Annotated in this window: 19 protein-coding genes; 6 read left to right on the top strand and 13 right to left on the bottom strand. The window is 70.1% G+C overall.

Going from position 1 to position 14,514, the window contains the following annotated elements:
* Position 1: 1 nt before the first annotated feature.
* The gene (locus Q9S71_RS05370) at positions 2 to 490 is read right to left on the bottom strand and encodes a DUF2975 domain-containing protein (RefSeq protein ID WP_311861000.1); all 489 of its coding nucleotides are present in this window, start codon (positions 488 to 490) and stop codon (positions 2 to 4) included.
* Between the two features lie 93 nt (positions 491 to 583).
* On the opposite strand from Q9S71_RS05370, the gene Q9S71_RS05365 reads away from it, so the two are divergent.
* The 3 genes from Q9S71_RS05365 to Q9S71_RS05355 are packed head-to-tail and all read left to right on the top strand — an operon-like array spanning position 584 to position 2,729.
* Complete coding sequence (locus Q9S71_RS05365; RefSeq protein ID WP_311860998.1) at positions 584 to 1,399, top strand: EI24 domain-containing protein; 816 nt, start codon at positions 584 to 586, stop codon at positions 1,397 to 1,399.
* Positions 1,399 to 2,334 carry an aldo/keto reductase gene (locus tag Q9S71_RS05360; protein ID WP_311860995.1) on the top strand — a complete coding sequence of 312 codons (936 nt, stop codon included), beginning with the start codon at positions 1,399 to 1,401 and terminating at the stop codon, positions 2,332 to 2,334. Before Q9S71_RS05365 ends, Q9S71_RS05360 begins: the two co-directional genes overlap by 1 nt.
* A 5-nt stretch (positions 2,335 to 2,339) precedes the next feature.
* Positions 2,340 to 2,729 (top strand): barstar family protein, encoded by a 390-nt coding sequence (locus Q9S71_RS05355; RefSeq protein ID WP_311860994.1) that lies wholly within the window; start codon positions 2,340 to 2,342, stop codon positions 2,727 to 2,729.
* 1 nt (position 2,730) lies between these two features.
* Here the strand turns inward: Q9S71_RS05355 and Q9S71_RS05350 are convergent, their stop codons facing one another.
* From Q9S71_RS05350 to Q9S71_RS05335, 4 genes are all read right to left on the bottom strand, one after another.
* Positions 2,731 to 3,069, bottom strand: coding sequence for a DUF6804 family protein (locus Q9S71_RS05350; protein WP_217528765.1), 339 nt, complete (start codon positions 3,067 to 3,069; stop codon positions 2,731 to 2,733).
* Positions 3,066 to 4,352 carry a Na+/H+ antiporter NhaA gene (gene nhaA / locus Q9S71_RS05345; protein WP_311860993.1) on the bottom strand — a complete coding sequence of 429 codons (1,287 nt, stop codon included), beginning with the start codon at positions 4,350 to 4,352 and terminating at the stop codon, positions 3,066 to 3,068. The genes Q9S71_RS05350 and nhaA overlap by 4 nt, the downstream gene beginning before the upstream one ends.
* 63 nt (positions 4,353 to 4,415) lie before the next feature.
* Complete coding sequence (locus tag Q9S71_RS05340) at positions 4,416 to 4,577, bottom strand: hypothetical protein (protein WP_311860992.1); 162 nt, start codon at positions 4,575 to 4,577, stop codon at positions 4,416 to 4,418.
* A 44-nt stretch (positions 4,578 to 4,621) separates the two neighbouring features.
* Complete coding sequence (locus tag Q9S71_RS05335; protein WP_311860990.1) at positions 4,622 to 5,074, bottom strand: DUF805 domain-containing protein; 453 nt, start codon at positions 5,072 to 5,074, stop codon at positions 4,622 to 4,624.
* 189 nt (positions 5,075 to 5,263) lie between these two features.
* Between Q9S71_RS05335 and Q9S71_RS05330 the strand changes: the two genes are divergently transcribed.
* From Q9S71_RS05330 to Q9S71_RS05320, 3 genes are read left to right on the top strand one after another with little or no spacing between them, the layout of a single operon-like run.
* Positions 5,264 to 5,734 (top strand): Asp23/Gls24 family envelope stress response protein, encoded by a 471-nt coding sequence (locus Q9S71_RS05330; protein ID WP_311860988.1) that lies wholly within the window; start codon positions 5,264 to 5,266, stop codon positions 5,732 to 5,734.
* A 35-nt stretch (positions 5,735 to 5,769) separates the two neighbouring features.
* A complete protein-coding gene (locus Q9S71_RS05325) occupies positions 5,770 to 6,018 on the top strand; it encodes a hypothetical protein (protein WP_311860987.1) in 249 nt (82 codons plus the stop codon).
* A gap of 52 nt (positions 6,019 to 6,070) precedes the next feature.
* The gene (locus Q9S71_RS05320; RefSeq protein WP_311860986.1) at positions 6,071 to 7,075 is read left to right on the top strand and encodes an adenosine deaminase; all 1,005 of its coding nucleotides are present in this window, start codon (positions 6,071 to 6,073) and stop codon (positions 7,073 to 7,075) included.
* A 1-nt stretch (position 7,076) separates the two neighbouring features.
* Here the strand turns inward: Q9S71_RS05320 and Q9S71_RS05315 are convergent, their stop codons facing one another.
* The 8 genes from Q9S71_RS05315 to Q9S71_RS05280 form a co-directional block, all read right to left on the bottom strand.
* A complete protein-coding gene (locus Q9S71_RS05315; RefSeq protein WP_311860985.1) occupies positions 7,077 to 7,529 on the bottom strand; it encodes an MSMEG_6728 family protein in 453 nt (150 codons plus the stop codon).
* A gap of 1 nt (position 7,530) precedes the next feature.
* Positions 7,531 to 7,905, bottom strand: coding sequence for a DUF3253 domain-containing protein (locus Q9S71_RS05310; RefSeq protein ID WP_311860984.1), 375 nt, complete (start codon positions 7,903 to 7,905; stop codon positions 7,531 to 7,533).
* Positions 7,906 to 7,968: 63 nt separating this feature from the next.
* On the bottom strand, positions 7,969 to 8,619 hold the full coding sequence (locus Q9S71_RS05305) for a GNAT family N-acetyltransferase (protein WP_311860982.1): 651 nt from the start codon (positions 8,617 to 8,619) through the stop codon (positions 7,969 to 7,971).
* A 49-nt stretch (positions 8,620 to 8,668) separates the two neighbouring features.
* Positions 8,669 to 9,466: an Fpg/Nei family DNA glycosylase gene (locus Q9S71_RS05300; protein WP_311860981.1), complete on the bottom strand. Its 798-nt coding sequence runs from the start codon at positions 9,464 to 9,466 to the stop codon at positions 8,669 to 8,671.
* A 170-nt stretch (positions 9,467 to 9,636) separates the two neighbouring features.
* The gene (locus Q9S71_RS05295) at positions 9,637 to 11,331 is read right to left on the bottom strand and encodes a glycoside hydrolase family 13 protein (protein ID WP_422880330.1); all 1,695 of its coding nucleotides are present in this window, start codon (positions 11,329 to 11,331) and stop codon (positions 9,637 to 9,639) included.
* Between the two features lie 29 nt (positions 11,332 to 11,360).
* Positions 11,361 to 12,281 (bottom strand): carbohydrate ABC transporter permease, encoded by a 921-nt coding sequence (locus tag Q9S71_RS05290; RefSeq protein WP_311860980.1) that lies wholly within the window; start codon positions 12,279 to 12,281, stop codon positions 11,361 to 11,363.
* Positions 12,281 to 13,204, bottom strand: coding sequence for a carbohydrate ABC transporter permease (locus Q9S71_RS05285; RefSeq protein ID WP_217528778.1), 924 nt, complete (start codon positions 13,202 to 13,204; stop codon positions 12,281 to 12,283). Before Q9S71_RS05285 ends, Q9S71_RS05290 begins: the two co-directional genes overlap by 1 nt.
* The gene (locus Q9S71_RS05280) at positions 13,201 to 14,505 is read right to left on the bottom strand and encodes an ABC transporter substrate-binding protein (RefSeq protein ID WP_311860978.1); all 1,305 of its coding nucleotides are present in this window, start codon (positions 14,503 to 14,505) and stop codon (positions 13,201 to 13,203) included. The genes Q9S71_RS05285 and Q9S71_RS05280 overlap by 4 nt, the downstream gene beginning before the upstream one ends.
* Between the last annotated feature and the right edge of the window lie 9 nt (positions 14,506 to 14,514).

Genomic DNA, 14,514 nt, shown 5'->3' with positions numbered 1-14,514 from the left:
CCTATCGCGGCGGGTTCTCCTGTGCGTGCGCGACCCCGACGACCTGATCCTGCAGCAGAACCGCCTGTCTGAGCACCTCGCGCAGCGCCCCCAGCAGGAGGGCGATCGCCGCGCCCGCGGCGAGCGCGAGGAAGGTGAGGATCAGGACGAAGGGGCTCCCCGCGCCGGCCGCGCCGATCACCCCGCATCCCGCGGCGACCACCGCCATTCCCGCCACGGTCAGGCCGATCATCGCATCGACCCAGCGGAAAGCGCCGTCCTCGAAGAGACGCCCGGCGCCGAAGCGCGCGAGCAGACGCCACGCGCACAGCAGCGCGAGTTGCACGCAGAGGAGCAGGATGCCGCTGAGTACGACCCCCGGCATCCGCAGTCCGGCGAACTCGGGAGCGAGCTGCGCGAACCCCGCCGCCACCTCGGGCACGACCCACAGCTGCAGGGCGAGGAGAGCGACCAGGAAGATGCCGATCCCGGCCTTGGCGAGTGCGATCACGGATTCGTCATCTATCGACTTTCGATACCTTTATATCGACAAACAGCTCGCCTTGTCGAGCGTTCGAGGTCGGCGACCGGGCAGGATGGGGGCATGACGACTCCCCCGCCCGCACCGCGCCCGGTCGCCTCGTTCTTCCGCGGGGTCGGCGACCTCGGTCGCGGCTTCGCGTTCTGGGGGCGCTTGCCCGGCCGGATGGCGCTCGGCCTCATCCCGGCGGCGATCGTCGGCATCCTGCTGCTCGCGGGGGTCATCACCCTCGTCGTCTTCCTGCGCGACATCGTCGACGCGCTCACCCCGTTCGCCGAAGACTGGGCCGAGGTCGCGGCATCCCTCGTCCGGCTCGGCATCGGCGCGGCCCTGCTCGGCGGCGCGATCGTCCTCGCGGTCGTCTCGTTCACCGCGCTCACGCTGCTCGTCGGCGACCCGTTCTACGAGCGGATCTGGCGATCGGTCGAGCAGCACCTCGGTGACGCGCCGCCCGAGTCGGACTACGGGTTCTGGCGGTCGATCCGCGACAGCATCGGCCTCATCCTGCGGGGGCTCCTCGCGGCGATCGTCGCCGGACTCGTCGGGCTCATCCCGCTGGTCGGCACCGCCCTGGGTGCGGTCGTCGCCGCCTTCCTGACGGGCTGGCTGCTCGCCGACGAACTCACCTCGCGCGCGCTGTCAGCGCGGGGGCTGGATGCCGCGGCCCGCCGCGACCTGCGCCGCGGTCAGCGCGCGCGGGTGCTGGGCTTCGGCGTCGCGACGCAGCTGTGCTTCCTCGTCCCGCTCGGCGCCGTCATCGCGATGCCCGCCGCGGTCGCCGGGTCCACCGTGCTGGCGCGCACCCTGCTCGACAGGCGCGCAGCCATGAGCCAGGCTGAGGAGTCGACCGCGCCGACGCGGTCCGGAAACGGAGCATGATGCGTCTCGTCCCCCTGGGTCCCACCGATCAGCGGGTCCCCAACGTCGTCGCCGGGACGATGCGGATCGAGGAGATGTCCGACGCGGCGATCCGCGAGCTCTTCGACGCCTGCCGCGCGGCGGGTGTCGACTTCTTCGACCACGCCGACCTGTACGGCAGCTCACGCCACGGCTGCGAGCGCCGCTTCGCGGAGGCGCTGAACCTGAGCTCCGCCGAGCGCGACGAGATCACGCTGCAGACCAAGACGGGCATCGTCCCCGACGAGTGGCACTTCGACCACTCCTACGAGCACATCGTCGCCTCGGCCGAGGAGTCGCTGCAGGCGCTGGGCACGGACCGGATCGACGTCCTCCTGCTGCACCGCCCCGACGCGCTCGTCGAGCCCGACGAGGTCGCGCGCGCCTTCGACGACCTCGAGTCGTCGGGCAAGGTCCGCGCGTTCGGCGTCTCGAACCACACCCCGCGGCAGATCGACCTGCTGAAGACCGCCGTGACGCAACCGATCGTCGCGAATCAGGTGCAGCTGTCGATCACGCACTCGACGCTCGTCGCGCAGGGGCTCGCGGCGAACATGGCGGGCGAGGACGACTCGATCAGCCGCGACGGCGGCGGGCTCGTCGACCACGCCCGCATCAACGGGATCACCCTGCAGGCGTGGTCGCCGTTCCAGAAGGGATTCTTCGACGGCGTCATGTTCGGCGCCCCTGAACTGCCCGAGCTGAACGACCTGCTCGACCGCCTCGCCGCGAAGTACGACGTGACGCCGATCGCGATCGCCACGGCCTGGATCACGCGGCATCCCGCCCACATGCAGGTCGTGCTCGGGACGACCACGCCGCAGCGCGTGACGGATGCCGCGGCCGGCTCCGACATCCCCCTCACCCGCGCCGAGTGGTACGGCCTCGTCTCGGCGGCGGGCCACAAGGTGCCCTGAGCCGGATGGCGGACTACGTCGTCGAGGGGAGCCGCATCGGCGGCATCCCCGATCTTTACGCCGAACTGAACCGTCTGTTCATGACCGGGGAGGACTGGCGATTGGGCACCAGCCTCGACGCGCTCGACGACCTGCTCCACGGCGGGTACGGGGCGCTGGCCGAGGACCACTCCGCGCGGGTCGTCTGGCGCGATTCGGCGCGCAGCCGGCAGGCCCTCGGCGTCGCCGAGACGGAGCGATGGCTGCGCGAGAAGCTGGCACAGCCGGGCACATTCCAGTCCGACACGATCCAGCGTCAGCTCGACGACCTGCGCGCGGGGACCGGCCTGACCTATTTCGAACGGGTGCTCGACGTGTTCGCCGACCACCCGCAGGTCACGCTCGACCTCCGCTGAGTCAGGTCTGGCGGCGGATCTTGATCGTCGCGCCGGCGGCGAGGAAGACGAACGCGGCCGCGACCTGGGCAGCGCTCCAGATCGCACCCGAGAACGCGAAGGGGAAGATCGGGTTCCAGATCACCGCGACAGCGAGCATGATCGGCACCCACCACCAGTGCCTCGCCTGCACCGCGAACCATCCGATGATGAGGGCGAGGATCGTGGCGACGAACCGGACGGTGAGGAACCAGTCGCTCTCGAGCAGCGCCGGCGCGACGAACAGGACCGCCGCGGCCAGCAGGCTCGGCGCGAGCGCGTTGCGCTGGTACATCGCGGGTGTCGGCTGCGTGCGGCTCATGAGGCTCCTGGGGACGGGGACGCGCTCTCAGTCTGCCGCACGCGTCGCGCGCGCCCGGCGAGCACGGCGCCACCGACGATCGCAGCGATGACCGACCCGCTGAGGATGCCGATCTTCGCGTGGTCGTCCTCGAGCGATCCGACGCCGTACGACAACTCGCCGACGAGCAGCGCGACCGTGAACCCGATGCCGGCGAGCAGTCCCACGCCGAGCATGTCGCCCCATCGCAGTTCGAACGTCCGCCGCACCGACGGCACCCGCGTGAGCAGGAACACCGCGAGCAGAATGCCGACCGGCTTGCCCACGACGAGCCCCACCAGGATGCCGAGGGTCACTGGATCGCCGAAGGCCGAGACCAGCCCGTCCCAGCCGCCGACGGTCACCCCGGCGGAGAAGAACGCGAACACGGGGATCGCGACCAGCGTCGAGATCGGACCGAAGCGGTCGGCGAAGTGCGCGGTGAACGCATCGTGGATGGGGCTGCCGTCGGCATCCGTCCCCACCTGCACCCGCGCTCGCGGCGTCACCGTTGCGGGGACGGTGAAGGCCAGCAGCACGCCGGCGATCGTCGCGTGCACGCCCGACGCGTGGACGAGCGCCCAGGTGACGATCGCGAGCGGCATCAGCACCCACCAATGACGGATGCCGCGCCGCACCGCCAGCCCGAACAGGACGAGCGGGACGATCGCCGCCGCGAGCCACACCGGCTGCAGGTCGTCGGTGTAGACGGTGGCGATGATCGTGATGGCGAAGAGGTCGTCGACGACGGCGAGGGTCAGCAGGAAGACACGGAGCGCGGGCGGCAGCCCCTTCGCGACGACGGCGAACACCGCGATGGCGAAGGCGATGTCGGTCGCCGTCGGGATCGCCCAGCCCCGCACCGCGTCACCGGGCGCGGTCACCGTGAACGCCGTGAAGATGAGCGCCGGGACGATGACACCGCCGAGCGCGCCGATCACGGGCACCGCGGCGATGCGCGGCGAGCGCAGCCGCCCCGCAACGATCTCCTCCTTGAGCTCGAGACCCACGACGAAGAAGAAGATCGCGAGCAGTCCGTCGGCCGCCCAGTGCGCGACGGTCAGGTGCAGGTGGAGCGCCTCGGGTCCGAACGACGTCTCGCGCAGACCCATGTACCAGGGCGCGGCGGGCGAGTTGGCGAGGACGAGGGCCGCGACGGTCGCAGCCAGCAGCAGGATGCCGCCGAAGGTGTCGGTCTGCACGGTCTGACGGATGCCGCGCCAGATCTCGTGCGGCGCCGTGCGGGAGGAGGGGGAAGTGGACATGACGGATCGCTTTCCGCGTCGGTGATCAGGGGTCGCTGAGGACGCACCGACGAGCGGTGCGCGTCAGGCCCCCGACGGCGGGCAGCCGGCGATCTCGCCGTGCGCGTTGGTGCCCCATTCGCTGACCCATCCGTTGGTTCCCGGATGCTGCGGTGCGGTGAGGGCGCGGATCCCGATCGCCGACGGCAGCGCGCGCTCGAGGCGGTAGCGCGCGGCGATCGTCATACCCCCATCGTACCGAGGCCGCCCGGACGCGGCCCGGGACTTGCTCAGCCGAAGCGGCGCCCGGCCGGGTTGGTCGGCAGCAGGGTCAGGACCAGGAGGACGAGGGAGCCGAGGCTCGGGATGAAGGCGAGGAAGAACAGCGGTCCCGGCAGGTTCGCGTCGTGCAGCCGCCGCCAGGTGAGAGCGGCGTCCGGGATGATCGTCGCGAGCAGGAAGAGGACCAGCAGGATGGCGCCGACCGCGATGAGCGGACCGGGCCGGCTCTGCCCGGTCACCGGGTCGTACGAGACGCCGACGAGTGCGCCGCCGATCATGATCACGACGAGCACCATCCCGATCAGGAAGTACGCGAGGCGCATCCACCAGAACTCGCTGAGGCTGGCGCGACCGGTGAAGGTCGCGTACTTCTTCCAGTACCGGACGAAGGCCTGCGTGAACGACGCGCCGTAGAGGGGCCACTCGAGCGGCGGCTGCCCCGGACCCGCGGCGGGAGGCATCGGTCGACCGTAGGGCGAGGGCGGCGGGGGCGGTGCGTAGGACATCGGTTCCTCCGGGGACGGTCGGGGCGTGCGTCCATCGTGGCGGATGCGGCGACTTTTTTGTGACGAATCGCCCCCGGCATCCCTCCTATGTGCAGAGGCGGAACTCACCGCCCCCTGGACACAGGCACGGAAAAGGACACTGACATGGCTGAGGACCAGAAGACCACCACCCCGTCCGTCGCAGCACCGGCGACGCGCGTCGACCGCGCGCCCGGCTCGCGCGGGACTGACGCTCCGACCACCGCGGGCACCATCACGATCGCCGACAGCGTCGTGGCCAAGGTCGCCGGCATCGCCGCGCGCGAAGTGAGCGGCGTGTACGCCCTGGGCGGCGGCGGTGCGCGCGCCATCGGCGCGATCCGCGACGCCATCAACGCGACCGACCTCACGCAGGGCGTCAAGGTCGAGGTCGGCGAAACGCAGGCCGCCGTCGACCTGAAGGTCGTCGTCGAGTACCCCGCGCCGATCGCGCGCGTCGCCGACGAGGTCCGCAGCTCCGTCGCCGGGGCGGTCCACCGCCTCACCGGTCTCGAGGTCGTCGAGGTGAACGTCGAGATCCACGACGTCCACATCGAGGACGACTCCGACGACCAGGCCGAGCCCCGCGTCGCCTGATCCGACGCATCCACGCCCGAGGAGAACCCCGGAACATGCGCAACAAGATCCTGATCATCGGCGCCATCGCCTTCGCGGCTTACGCGATCGGCAGCCGCTCCGTCACCGTGAAGAAGTCCGAGTCGGTCCCGCACCAGCTCGTCCGTCTGCGGGAGGAGCGCAAGGCGAGGAAGGACCGGCAGCGCACGGCCAAGAAGATCGCCAAGACCGCGAAGGGCACGGCGGAGGACCTGGCCGACAAGATCCGGGATGCCGCGCACGATGTGCGCAAGCGTCTGAGCTGACCGGCTCCTCACCCACCCGGCCCATACGGGAGGGTGCGTACGATGGCTCCCCGTGACGAGCCGTGACCTGCGCACCCTCCCGAAGGCCGAACTCCACCTCCACATCGAGGGGACGCTGGAGCCTGAGCTCGCGTTCTCCCTCGCCGCGCGCAACGGCGTCGATCTTCCGTTCACCGACATCGACGATCTGCGCACCCGCTACGACTTCACCGACCTGCAGTCCTTCCTCGACGTCTACTACGCGTGCATGGCGGTGCTGCGCACCGAGCAGGACTTCACCGACCTCGCCGTCGCCTACCTCGAGCGGGCGGCTGCGGACGGCGTGCACCACGTCGAGATGTTCTTCGACCCGCAGGTCCACGCCGCGAACGGCGTCGCGGTCGGCACCGTGATCGACGGACTGCGCGCCGGTCTCGACAGCGCCGCCGAGCGCTTCGGCATCACCGGCGGCCTCATCGTCTGCATCGTGCGCGACCAGCCGGTCGCCTCCGCCGAAGCCCTCCTCGACGAGATCGGGCCGCGCGCGCACGAGCTGCTCGGCATCGGCCTGGACTCGGCCGAGGTCGGCTACCCGCCGTCGCTCTTCGAGAACGTGTTCCGCCGTGCCGCCGAGCTCGGCCTGCGCCGCGTCGCCCACGCCGGCGAGGAAGGGCCTGCGGCCTACGTCTGGGAGGCGCTGCGCGCGCTCGAGGTCGAGCGGGTGGACCACGGCATCCGCTCAATCGACGACCCCGAGCTGCTCGCCCACCTCGCCGAGCACCGTGTGCCGCTGACGGTCTGCCCCCTGTCGAACGTGCGGCTGCGGGCCGTGCCCGAGCTCGCGGCGCATCCGCTGCAACGGCTCGTCGATGCGGGCGTCGTCGTGACGATCAACTCCGACGACCCGTCCTACTTCGGCGGGTACATCGGAGACAACTACGCCGCCGTCGCGTCGCTCGGCTTCGACGCGGCCGAACTCGCCCAGCTCGCCGAGAACTCGATCACCGCGTCGTTCGCGGATGCCACCCGCAAGGCGGATCTGATCGCGCGGGTCCGGGCGTGGGCGGCATCCGCCTGACTCAGTCGACTTCGGCCTTCGGCCAGACGTACGGCAGGTCGTCGGGGTCGTCGAAGCCCTGCGCGCGGTAGTACTCGAGATCCTTGCGGAGCAGGTTCGACCGGTGCGAGCGGTGGACCTCCTCGCGGCCGAACCAGGGCGGCATCCGTACCGTGCCGGACCGGTACTCGGCGCCGTCCTCGGGGATCTCGTCGAGGGTCGCGAGGGTGGACTGCCGGGTCGTGTCGGCGAAGCCGCGCCGCACCCACTCGTCGACCGTGAGGTCCTGGTAGACCATGAGCGCCGCGCGGTGCCCGCGCCACATGGCGACCGCCGGGTGGTGGCGCCAGCCGTAGTCCGGGATCGTCAGCGCGCGCATCACCTGCAGGGTCTCGACGCGCTGCTTGCCGAGCCGCTTCGTGTCGAGCGCGGCCATGCCGCGGGCGAGGTCGGCGTACGGGACGAAGGTCTGCACGTCAGCGGACCTTCCGGATGCGGATGGGTCCCTTCGCGGTCGACGGGTCGACGACCTGCCCCCGCTGCGTGATCTCGACCTCGCCGGCCGCGACGAGTCGCCGCGCGGCGCGGCGGGCGGGCTCCATGAGGTCGCGCCAGTCGTCGCCGCCGACCGCTCTCGCCGCCTCGGATGGGCAGACCGTCGCCGCCGCGGCCCGCGCATCCAGCAGCTCGACGATCGTTCGCGTGAGCTTCTCGTCGACGGGACGGATGCCGCGCTTCCGGCACGCGTCGGAGCAGTACTTCACCTCGTCCCAGTTCTTCTCCCATTTCTTGCGCCACTGAATCTCGCGCCCGCACGAGGCGCAGGACTTGGGTGCCGGGGTGGAAGCCATGCCGCGACGCTACGTCGGAGAGCCGACACGGGCGAAGGGGTTGCGCCGTCCGAGTCGCGCCTGTCAGGTCAGGACGCCGAGATGGGCGCGGACGGACTCCGCGCCGGAGACGGCGATGGACCAGTCAGGTCGGATGAAGGCGTCCCGATGCAACCGAACCCGCTGTTCATCTACGGGCTCACCCTGCCGAGGGACGACGCGCGTCACGCCGTTGAGTTCGTACCCGAGCTTGCGGGACACGGCGAGGGACGCCTCGTTCCAGGACGCTGCGCTGGATTCCGCCCATTCCGCCCCGAGAACGTCGAACGCGAACATCAGCAGGGCCGCCCGCATCTCGGTTCCCCAGCCCCGGCCCTGAGCAGACCTGGTGAGCCAGGAGCCCGTGTTGACGGTTCGCCGGTCGGCGAAGGTATACGCAGACAGGTCTTGCGAACCCACAACATGGCCGTTCGCGTGGACGGCGAACGCGACTGTCCAGTGTGCAGGGTTCACTCTGGTGCGAAGACTCCATTGGTACTCGGCCAGGTTCCGGGGAAGATCAGCGGGATCCGCATCGGTCCAGGGGACGCCGAACGGCATCCGCTCCGGGTCGTGCACCCCGTCCGCCGCCGCCTGAACCAATCCCGGCAGGTCGACGTCACGGACGGGGCGCAGGGTCAGATTCGGCGTGCCGATCGAGAGTTCGAACAGCGGCCAGATCTCCTCGAGTTCCATGCCGGGACCCTACCCGTCTCGGCGGGCGGCGCGCCTTCACATGACGGCGTCACACCTCGGGCTGACAGCGGGGGCACCACCAGGTGCGCCGGCGCTCGGGATCGTTGGCGACCTCGTCGCGGACGAGGATGCGGGTGCCGCAGCGCAGGCACGGCCGGCCCGCGCGCCCGACGACCCAATGCGACTCTCCCTTGCGTGTCGAGCCGGTGGTCACCTGGTACATGCCGGGGACGGTCGCCGAGATCCGCAGCATCCGCGCCGCACTTTCGACGAGCGCCGTCAGCACGACCGACCCGATCGGCGCGAACGGGTGCACCCCGGAGAGGAAAGCGGTCTCGTTCACCCACAGGTTGCCGAGCCCTGCCAGGTTGCGCTGGTCGAGGAGAGCCGCGACGAGAGGACGCTCGGGCCGTGAGGCGAGCCGGCGCACCGCCTCGGCGGCATCCCAGTCGTCGCGCAGCGGATCCGGACCGAGGTACGCGAGCAGCCCGCCCTCGTCCGCCGTCGCCACGAGCTCGACGACCGGCAGGTCGATCCCCCACAGCGTCGACCCGTCGTCGAGGCGCATCCGTACGCGCACCCGGTGGTCCTCGCGGAACGGGATGCGGCGACCCGGCCGCGTGACCGTCCAAGTCCCCTGCATGCGCAGGTGCGTGTGCAGCGTGTGCCCCGTGTCGAACCGGGTCAGCAGGTGCTTGCCGTGGGTGTCGTAACCGACGATCCGGGCACCGGCGAGCGGCGTACCCGCCGCGCTGCCCGAGCGCAGCTCACCTGACGCGATCGTGTGACCGGCGGATGCCGCGGCCAGCCGCTGCCGCAGCCGGAACACACTGTCGCCCTCCGGCATCCGTCTCCCTATCCCCGTGTCGCTCCAGCCGGACCACGAGTCACCACCCGCGTGCCGAATCACCACCCATCGTCATGCATTCCGGTGGTGATTCGGCCGTTGAGTGGTGACTCGGCGCTGCGGAGTCGCGCACGAGCACGTCGGCACGTGCGAGACGGGCCGCCGTCAGGTCAGCCGGCGGTGCGCAGCCAGACCGTCGTCGCGCCGGGCAGCCGGTCGCCCTCGAGCTCGGCGCTCGCGAGCAGCACCTCACCCGCGGGCAGATCGGCCGGCTCGTCGCCGAAGTTCGTGACCACGGTCCAGCCGTTCGGTCGCGAGAACGCGAGCACGTCGTCGCGGCCGGTCTCGAGCCAGGTCAGCTCCTCGACCGTCTGCAGCTCGTGCCGCAGCTCCAGCGCACGGCGGTAGAGGTTCAGGGTCGACGCGGGGTCGTCCTCCTGCGCCTCGACCGACATCCCCCCGAACCACTCCGGCTGCGGCAGGTGCGATCCGCCCGAGCCGAAGCCGAACGACGAGCCGGACGCGGTCCAGGGGATCGGCACCCGGCATCCGTCCCGCCCCTTGTCCTCGCCGGGGCTGCGGAAGAACGTCGGGTCCTGCCGCTCGGCCTCCGGGATGTCCGCGACCTCCTGCAGCCCGAGCTCCTCGCCCTGGTAGACGTAGGCCGAGCCCGGCAGCCCGAGCACGAACATGCTCGCCGCACGAGCGCGACGCAGTCCCGCCTCGGCGTCGAGCGCAGGCTCGGTGCCGCCCGAGAGCAGCCACTCGTTGCCGTGCTTGCGCGAGGGGCGGCCCGAGGCATCCCGCTCCGGATGCGGCAGCCCGTACCGCGTCGCGTGCCGGACGACGTCGTGGTTCGACAGCACCCACGTCGTCGACGATCCCGACGCGGCGGCGAGCGCGAGGTTGTCGGCGACGATCCGCCGGAACTGGCCGGCGTCGAAGTCGGCCTCGAGCAGATCGAAGTTGAACGCCTGGCCGAGGCTCTCGGCGCTCGCGTACAGCGGCACGCGCGACGGGTCGACCCACGCCTCGGCGACGGCGGTGCGCGGCGGGTCGTAGGAGTTGAACACCCGACGCCACTCGGCGTAGACCTCGTGCACGTCGTCGCGGTCGATCATCGGATGCTGCCCGTCGCGCGGCATCGCGTCGAGTTCGGCCTGCGTGGGAAGCTCCTCGGGCAGGTCCTTCGTGAGCATGTGCGCGACGTCGATACGGAACCCGTCGACGCCCCGGTCCGACCAGAAGCGCAGGGTCCGCACGAAGTCGGCCCGCACCTCGGGGTTCGACCAGTCGAGGTCGGGCTGCTCCACGGCGAAGTTGTGGAGGTACCACTGCCCGTCCTCGACGCGCTCCCACGCCGGACCGCCGAAGGCCGACGTCCAGTCCGCGGGCGGCTCCTCGCCGTTCTCACCCTTGCCGTCCCGGAAGATGTACCGCGCCCGCGCCGCCGAGCCGCGCCCGGCGGCGAGCGCCTCCTGGAACCAGGCGTGCCGGTCGGAGGTGTGGTTCGGCACGATGTCGATGACGACCTTGATACCCGCCTCGTGGAGGGCGGCGATGAGCGCGTCCGCGTCGTCGAGCGTCCCCAGCCGCGGGTCCACGTCGCGGTAGTCCGCCACGTCGTAGCCGCCGTCGGCGAGGTCGGACGGGTAGAACGGGCTCATCCAGATCGCATCGACGCCGAGCTCCTTCAGATAGGGCACCCGGGAGCGGATGCCGCGAAGGTCGCCGATGCCGTCACCGTCGGCATCCGCGAAGCTGCGGGGATACACCTGGTAGACGACCGCCTGCCGCCACCACTCGGGCAGCTCGGCGTCGGTGAGGTCGGCGGTCTCGGGTGCGGTCTGCACGTCGGAGGTCACGAGGGTCCTTTCGAGGTTACGGTGGTCGATCAGCCCTTGACGGCGCCCTGCGTCACGCCCTCCATCACCCAGCGCTGGGTGAAGAGGTACGCGAGGATCGCGGGGGCCATGGCCATCAGGTACGACGCGAACGCGACGTTGTAGTTGTTGCTGAACTGCGTCTGGAACAGGTTCTGCCGCACCGGGAGCGTCTGCATCGACGGGTCCGAGATGATCAGCGACGGCAGCATGAAGTCGTTCCACGCGTAGAGGAAGGCGAAGATGCCCACAGTCGCGCTCATCGGCGCGAGCAACGGGAAGATCAGCTTCCAGAACGTCTGCCACGTCGTCGCGCCGTCGATGCGGGCGCTCTCCTCGAGCTCGAGCGGGATCGAGCGCAGGAAGGCGGTGAACAGCAGCACGCTGAAGCTCAGCTGGAACATCGTCGCGAGCAGGATGACACCCACGGGGTTGTCGAGCCCGAGCCGCCCAGTCAGCTGGATCTGCGGCAGCGCGACGACGGGGAACGGGATGAACATCGCCGCCAGCAGGTAGAAGAACGAGTAGCGGAAAAGCTTGCGGTCCCAGTTGCGGACGATCGCATACGAGGCGAACGCGGCCAGGATGATCGTCGCGACCACCGTCCCCGCCGTGACGAAGAACGAGATCGCGGCGCCGACGGGGAACTGCGTGAGGTTCCACGCCTGCACGAACCCGTCGAAGCTGAACGGGGCCGGCAGCGAGAACGCGTTGCCGTCGACGGCCTGCCCCGTCGTCTTGAGCGACATCGAGATGGTGACGTACAGCGGCAGGAGCACGGTGACCGAGCAGAGGAAGAGGATGACGGTGCCCGACCAGTTGGGGCGCTCGGCGCCCGTCTTGCGCCGACGACGCGGCGGTTGGGTGGGGCGGTCGGGGGCGGTGACGGTGTCGGCTTGCTCGAAGGCGAGCGCGGGCTGGGAGGTGGACATCAGACCTTGTTCCTTCCTCGCGTGAGCGAGAGCTGCAGGAGGGAGATGAGGACCGCGACGATGAAGAAGATCGTCGCGTTGGCCATCTGGTAGGCGTAGTCGCCTCCGTTGAAGCCCGCGATGATCGTCATCGCGACGCTGCGCGTCGCGGTTCCGGGACCGCCGCCGGTGAGGCCGACGATGATGTCGTACGCGTTGAGGAAGCCCTTGAAGCCGAGGATCACGTTGATGACGACGTACCCGGCGACGAGCGGGATGGTGATGCGCAGCAGCTGCTGCCGCTTGGACGCCCCGTCGATGTCGGCCGCCTCGTACACGTCGCCCGGCACTGACAGCAGCCCTGCGATGTAGATGAGGAGCGTGCCCGGGATCGCCTGCCACGCGGTGACGATGACGATCGCGATCCAGGCGAGGTCGGGGTTCGCGAGCAGGCTCTCCTGCAGCCACGGGACCCCGAGCGCCGACCCCGCCGAGGGCAGCGAGTTCGAGAACAGGAAGTTGAAGACGTAGGCGATGATGATGCCCGAGATGACCATCGGGATCACGAAGATCGTTCGGAGGCCCGTCTTGAAGCGGATGCGGGAGGTCAGCCCCACGGCCAGCAGGAACGCCGCGATGTTGACGACGATGACCGTCGCCACCGCGAAGCCGGCCGTGAACAGGTAGCTCTGCAGAATCGCGGGGTCGCTGAACAGGGCGATGTAGTTCGTGAACCCGATGAAATTCCACTCCCCCAGCCCGATCGAGTCGGTCAGGCTGAAGAAGATGCCGATGATCCCGGGGACGGTGATCGCCAGGGTGAACAGCAGCACGGTGGGCAGCAGGAACAGGTAGTAGATCGGTTCGACGCGTTTGCTGCTGCGCCGACGCGTGCGGTCGCCCTGCGTCAGGAGGGTCGTCGTCGACCCGGTGGTGGTGGTCATCGCGTGGCCTCCTCAGCCTCGTCGGTGAGGACGGGCTGGCGGAACGCGAGCCGCGACCAGTCGCTGTCCATGGTGGCGAACGTCTGCGCCGGGTCCTGCCCGAACACCAGCGCCTGCGCGTAGGCGAAGACGGGGATCGTCTTCGGCACGAGGACGGACGGGCCCTGGTAGATGGCGCCGGAGTCGTAGAACTCCTGCATGCCCTGGACCCGCGGGTCGTCGGGCGGAGCGGCATCCGTCGTCGGAGCGAAGCCGAGCTGGGACTCGTTGTAGGCCTCGATGATCTCGGGCTGGTACAGGTACTCGAGGAAGTCCCGCGCCGCGTCCTTCTTCGTAGAGGCGTCGGGGATCATGGCCGCGAGGTCCATGTTCACGCGGATCGCGCGGTCGTCGGGGTCGCCGGTCATCGGCAGCGGGAACGTGCCGAGGGGCGCGTCTGGCGCGGTCTTCGCGATCTCGCTGAAGGCCCAGGGCCCCTGCAGGTACATCGCCGCCTGGCCCTCGCCGAACGCGAGGTTGCCGTCGCCGTAGGCCCGGCTGTCGGCATCCTCATTGGTGTACTCGGTGGCCAGCTGCAGCATCTTCTCGGCCGGCTCCGTGAAGTCCTTCTCGAACGATACGTCCGAGGACCCGTCGACGTCGGCGCCCTCGGCGGCCAGCCCGTCGAAGAAGTCGATGACGTCGATGGAGCCGCCGATCGCGTAGTCGTACCAGCCCTGCGCGACCGTCCAGTCGTCCTTGAACGTGCCGTAGAACGGCGTGACGCCGGCGGCTTCGAGCGCGTCGCACACGGCGATCAGCTCGTCCCACGTCGTGGGGACCTCGAGCCCGTTCTCCTCGAAGATCTGCGTGTTGTAGATCACCGACGAGGCCATCACCGAGTACGGCAGGGCGCTCGTGCGGCCCTCGCAGGTGCCGTACTGCTCCATGAGCGGCTGCAGGTCCTCGCGCACGGTGGCCGCGGCATCCGTGTCACCGAGATCGCTGAGCGCGCATCGCTGGACGAAGCGGGCGACCTCGTAGTTGTAGTTGGCCAGCATGATGTCGGGTGGGTTGCCGCGCACGAAGCTCGCCGAGACGACGTCGACGCCCGACGTGTCCATCTCGACCGTGACGGCGTCCTGCGAGGCGTTGTAGTCCTTCACGACGTCCTGCATGAAGGTCAGCGCCTCGCGTTTGCTGAAGGTGAAGCGGATGGTCTCGCGGCCGTCGGCGGAACAGCCGGCCAGGGTCGCGGCGCCGAGGGCGGCGACGGCCAGCGCGGCGGCCGCCCGCCGGCGGCGGGGAGTGGTCGATGACATGTGTATCCG

It is taken from the genome of Microbacterium gawkjiense (genome assembly GCF_031932225.1).
Classification (GTDB): domain Bacteria; phylum Actinomycetota; class Actinomycetes; order Actinomycetales; family Microbacteriaceae; genus Microbacterium; species Microbacterium gawkjiense.
This window is presented reverse-complemented; position numbering and strand designations above follow the sequence as displayed.

What these genes read in the sequence shown, in the direction of transcription:
- Q9S71_RS05365 (WP_311860998.1), top strand. Translation starts at nt 584, where the DNA reads ATGACGACTCCCCCGCCCGCACCGCGCCCGGTCGCCTCGTTCTTCCGC.
- Q9S71_RS05360 (WP_311860995.1), top strand. Translation starts at nt 1,399, where the DNA reads ATGCGTCTCGTCCCCCTGGGTCCCACCGATCAGCGGGTCCCCAACGTC.
- Q9S71_RS05355 (WP_311860994.1), top strand. Translation starts at nt 2,340, where the DNA reads ATGGCGGACTACGTCGTCGAGGGGAGCCGCATCGGCGGCATCCCCGAT.
- Q9S71_RS05350 (WP_217528765.1), bottom strand. Translation starts at nt 3,069, where the DNA reads ATGAGCCGCACGCAGCCGACACCCGCGATGTACCAGCGCAACGCGCTC.
- nhaA (WP_311860993.1), bottom strand. Translation starts at nt 4,352, where the DNA reads ATGTCCACTTCCCCCTCCTCCCGCACGGCGCCGCACGAGATCTGGCGC.
- Q9S71_RS05340 (WP_311860992.1), bottom strand. Translation starts at nt 4,577, where the DNA reads ATGACGATCGCCGCGCGCTACCGCCTCGAGCGCGCGCTGCCGTCGGCG.
- Q9S71_RS05335 (WP_311860990.1), bottom strand. Translation starts at nt 5,074, where the DNA reads ATGCCTCCCGCCGCGGGTCCGGGGCAGCCGCCGCTCGAGTGGCCCCTC.
- Q9S71_RS05330 (WP_311860988.1), top strand. Translation starts at nt 5,264, where the DNA reads ATGGCTGAGGACCAGAAGACCACCACCCCGTCCGTCGCAGCACCGGCG.
- Q9S71_RS05325 (WP_311860987.1), top strand. Translation starts at nt 5,770, where the DNA reads ATGCGCAACAAGATCCTGATCATCGGCGCCATCGCCTTCGCGGCTTAC.
- Q9S71_RS05310 (WP_311860984.1), bottom strand. Translation starts at nt 7,905, where the DNA reads ATGGCTTCCACCCCGGCACCCAAGTCCTGCGCCTCGTGCGGGCGCGAG.
- Q9S71_RS05305 (WP_311860982.1), bottom strand. Translation starts at nt 8,619, where the DNA reads ATGGAACTCGAGGAGATCTGGCCGCTGTTCGAACTCTCGATCGGCACG.
- Q9S71_RS05300 (WP_311860981.1), bottom strand. Translation starts at nt 9,466, where the DNA reads ATGCCGGAGGGCGACAGTGTGTTCCGGCTGCGGCAGCGGCTGGCCGCG.
- Q9S71_RS05290 (WP_311860980.1), bottom strand. Translation starts at nt 12,281, where the DNA reads ATGTCCACCTCCCAGCCCGCGCTCGCCTTCGAGCAAGCCGACACCGTC.
- Q9S71_RS05285 (WP_217528778.1), bottom strand. Translation starts at nt 13,204, where the DNA reads ATGACCACCACCACCGGGTCGACGACGACCCTCCTGACGCAGGGCGAC.
- Q9S71_RS05280 (WP_311860978.1), bottom strand. Translation starts at nt 14,505, where the DNA reads ATGTCATCGACCACTCCCCGCCGCCGGCGGGCGGCCGCCGCGCTGGCC.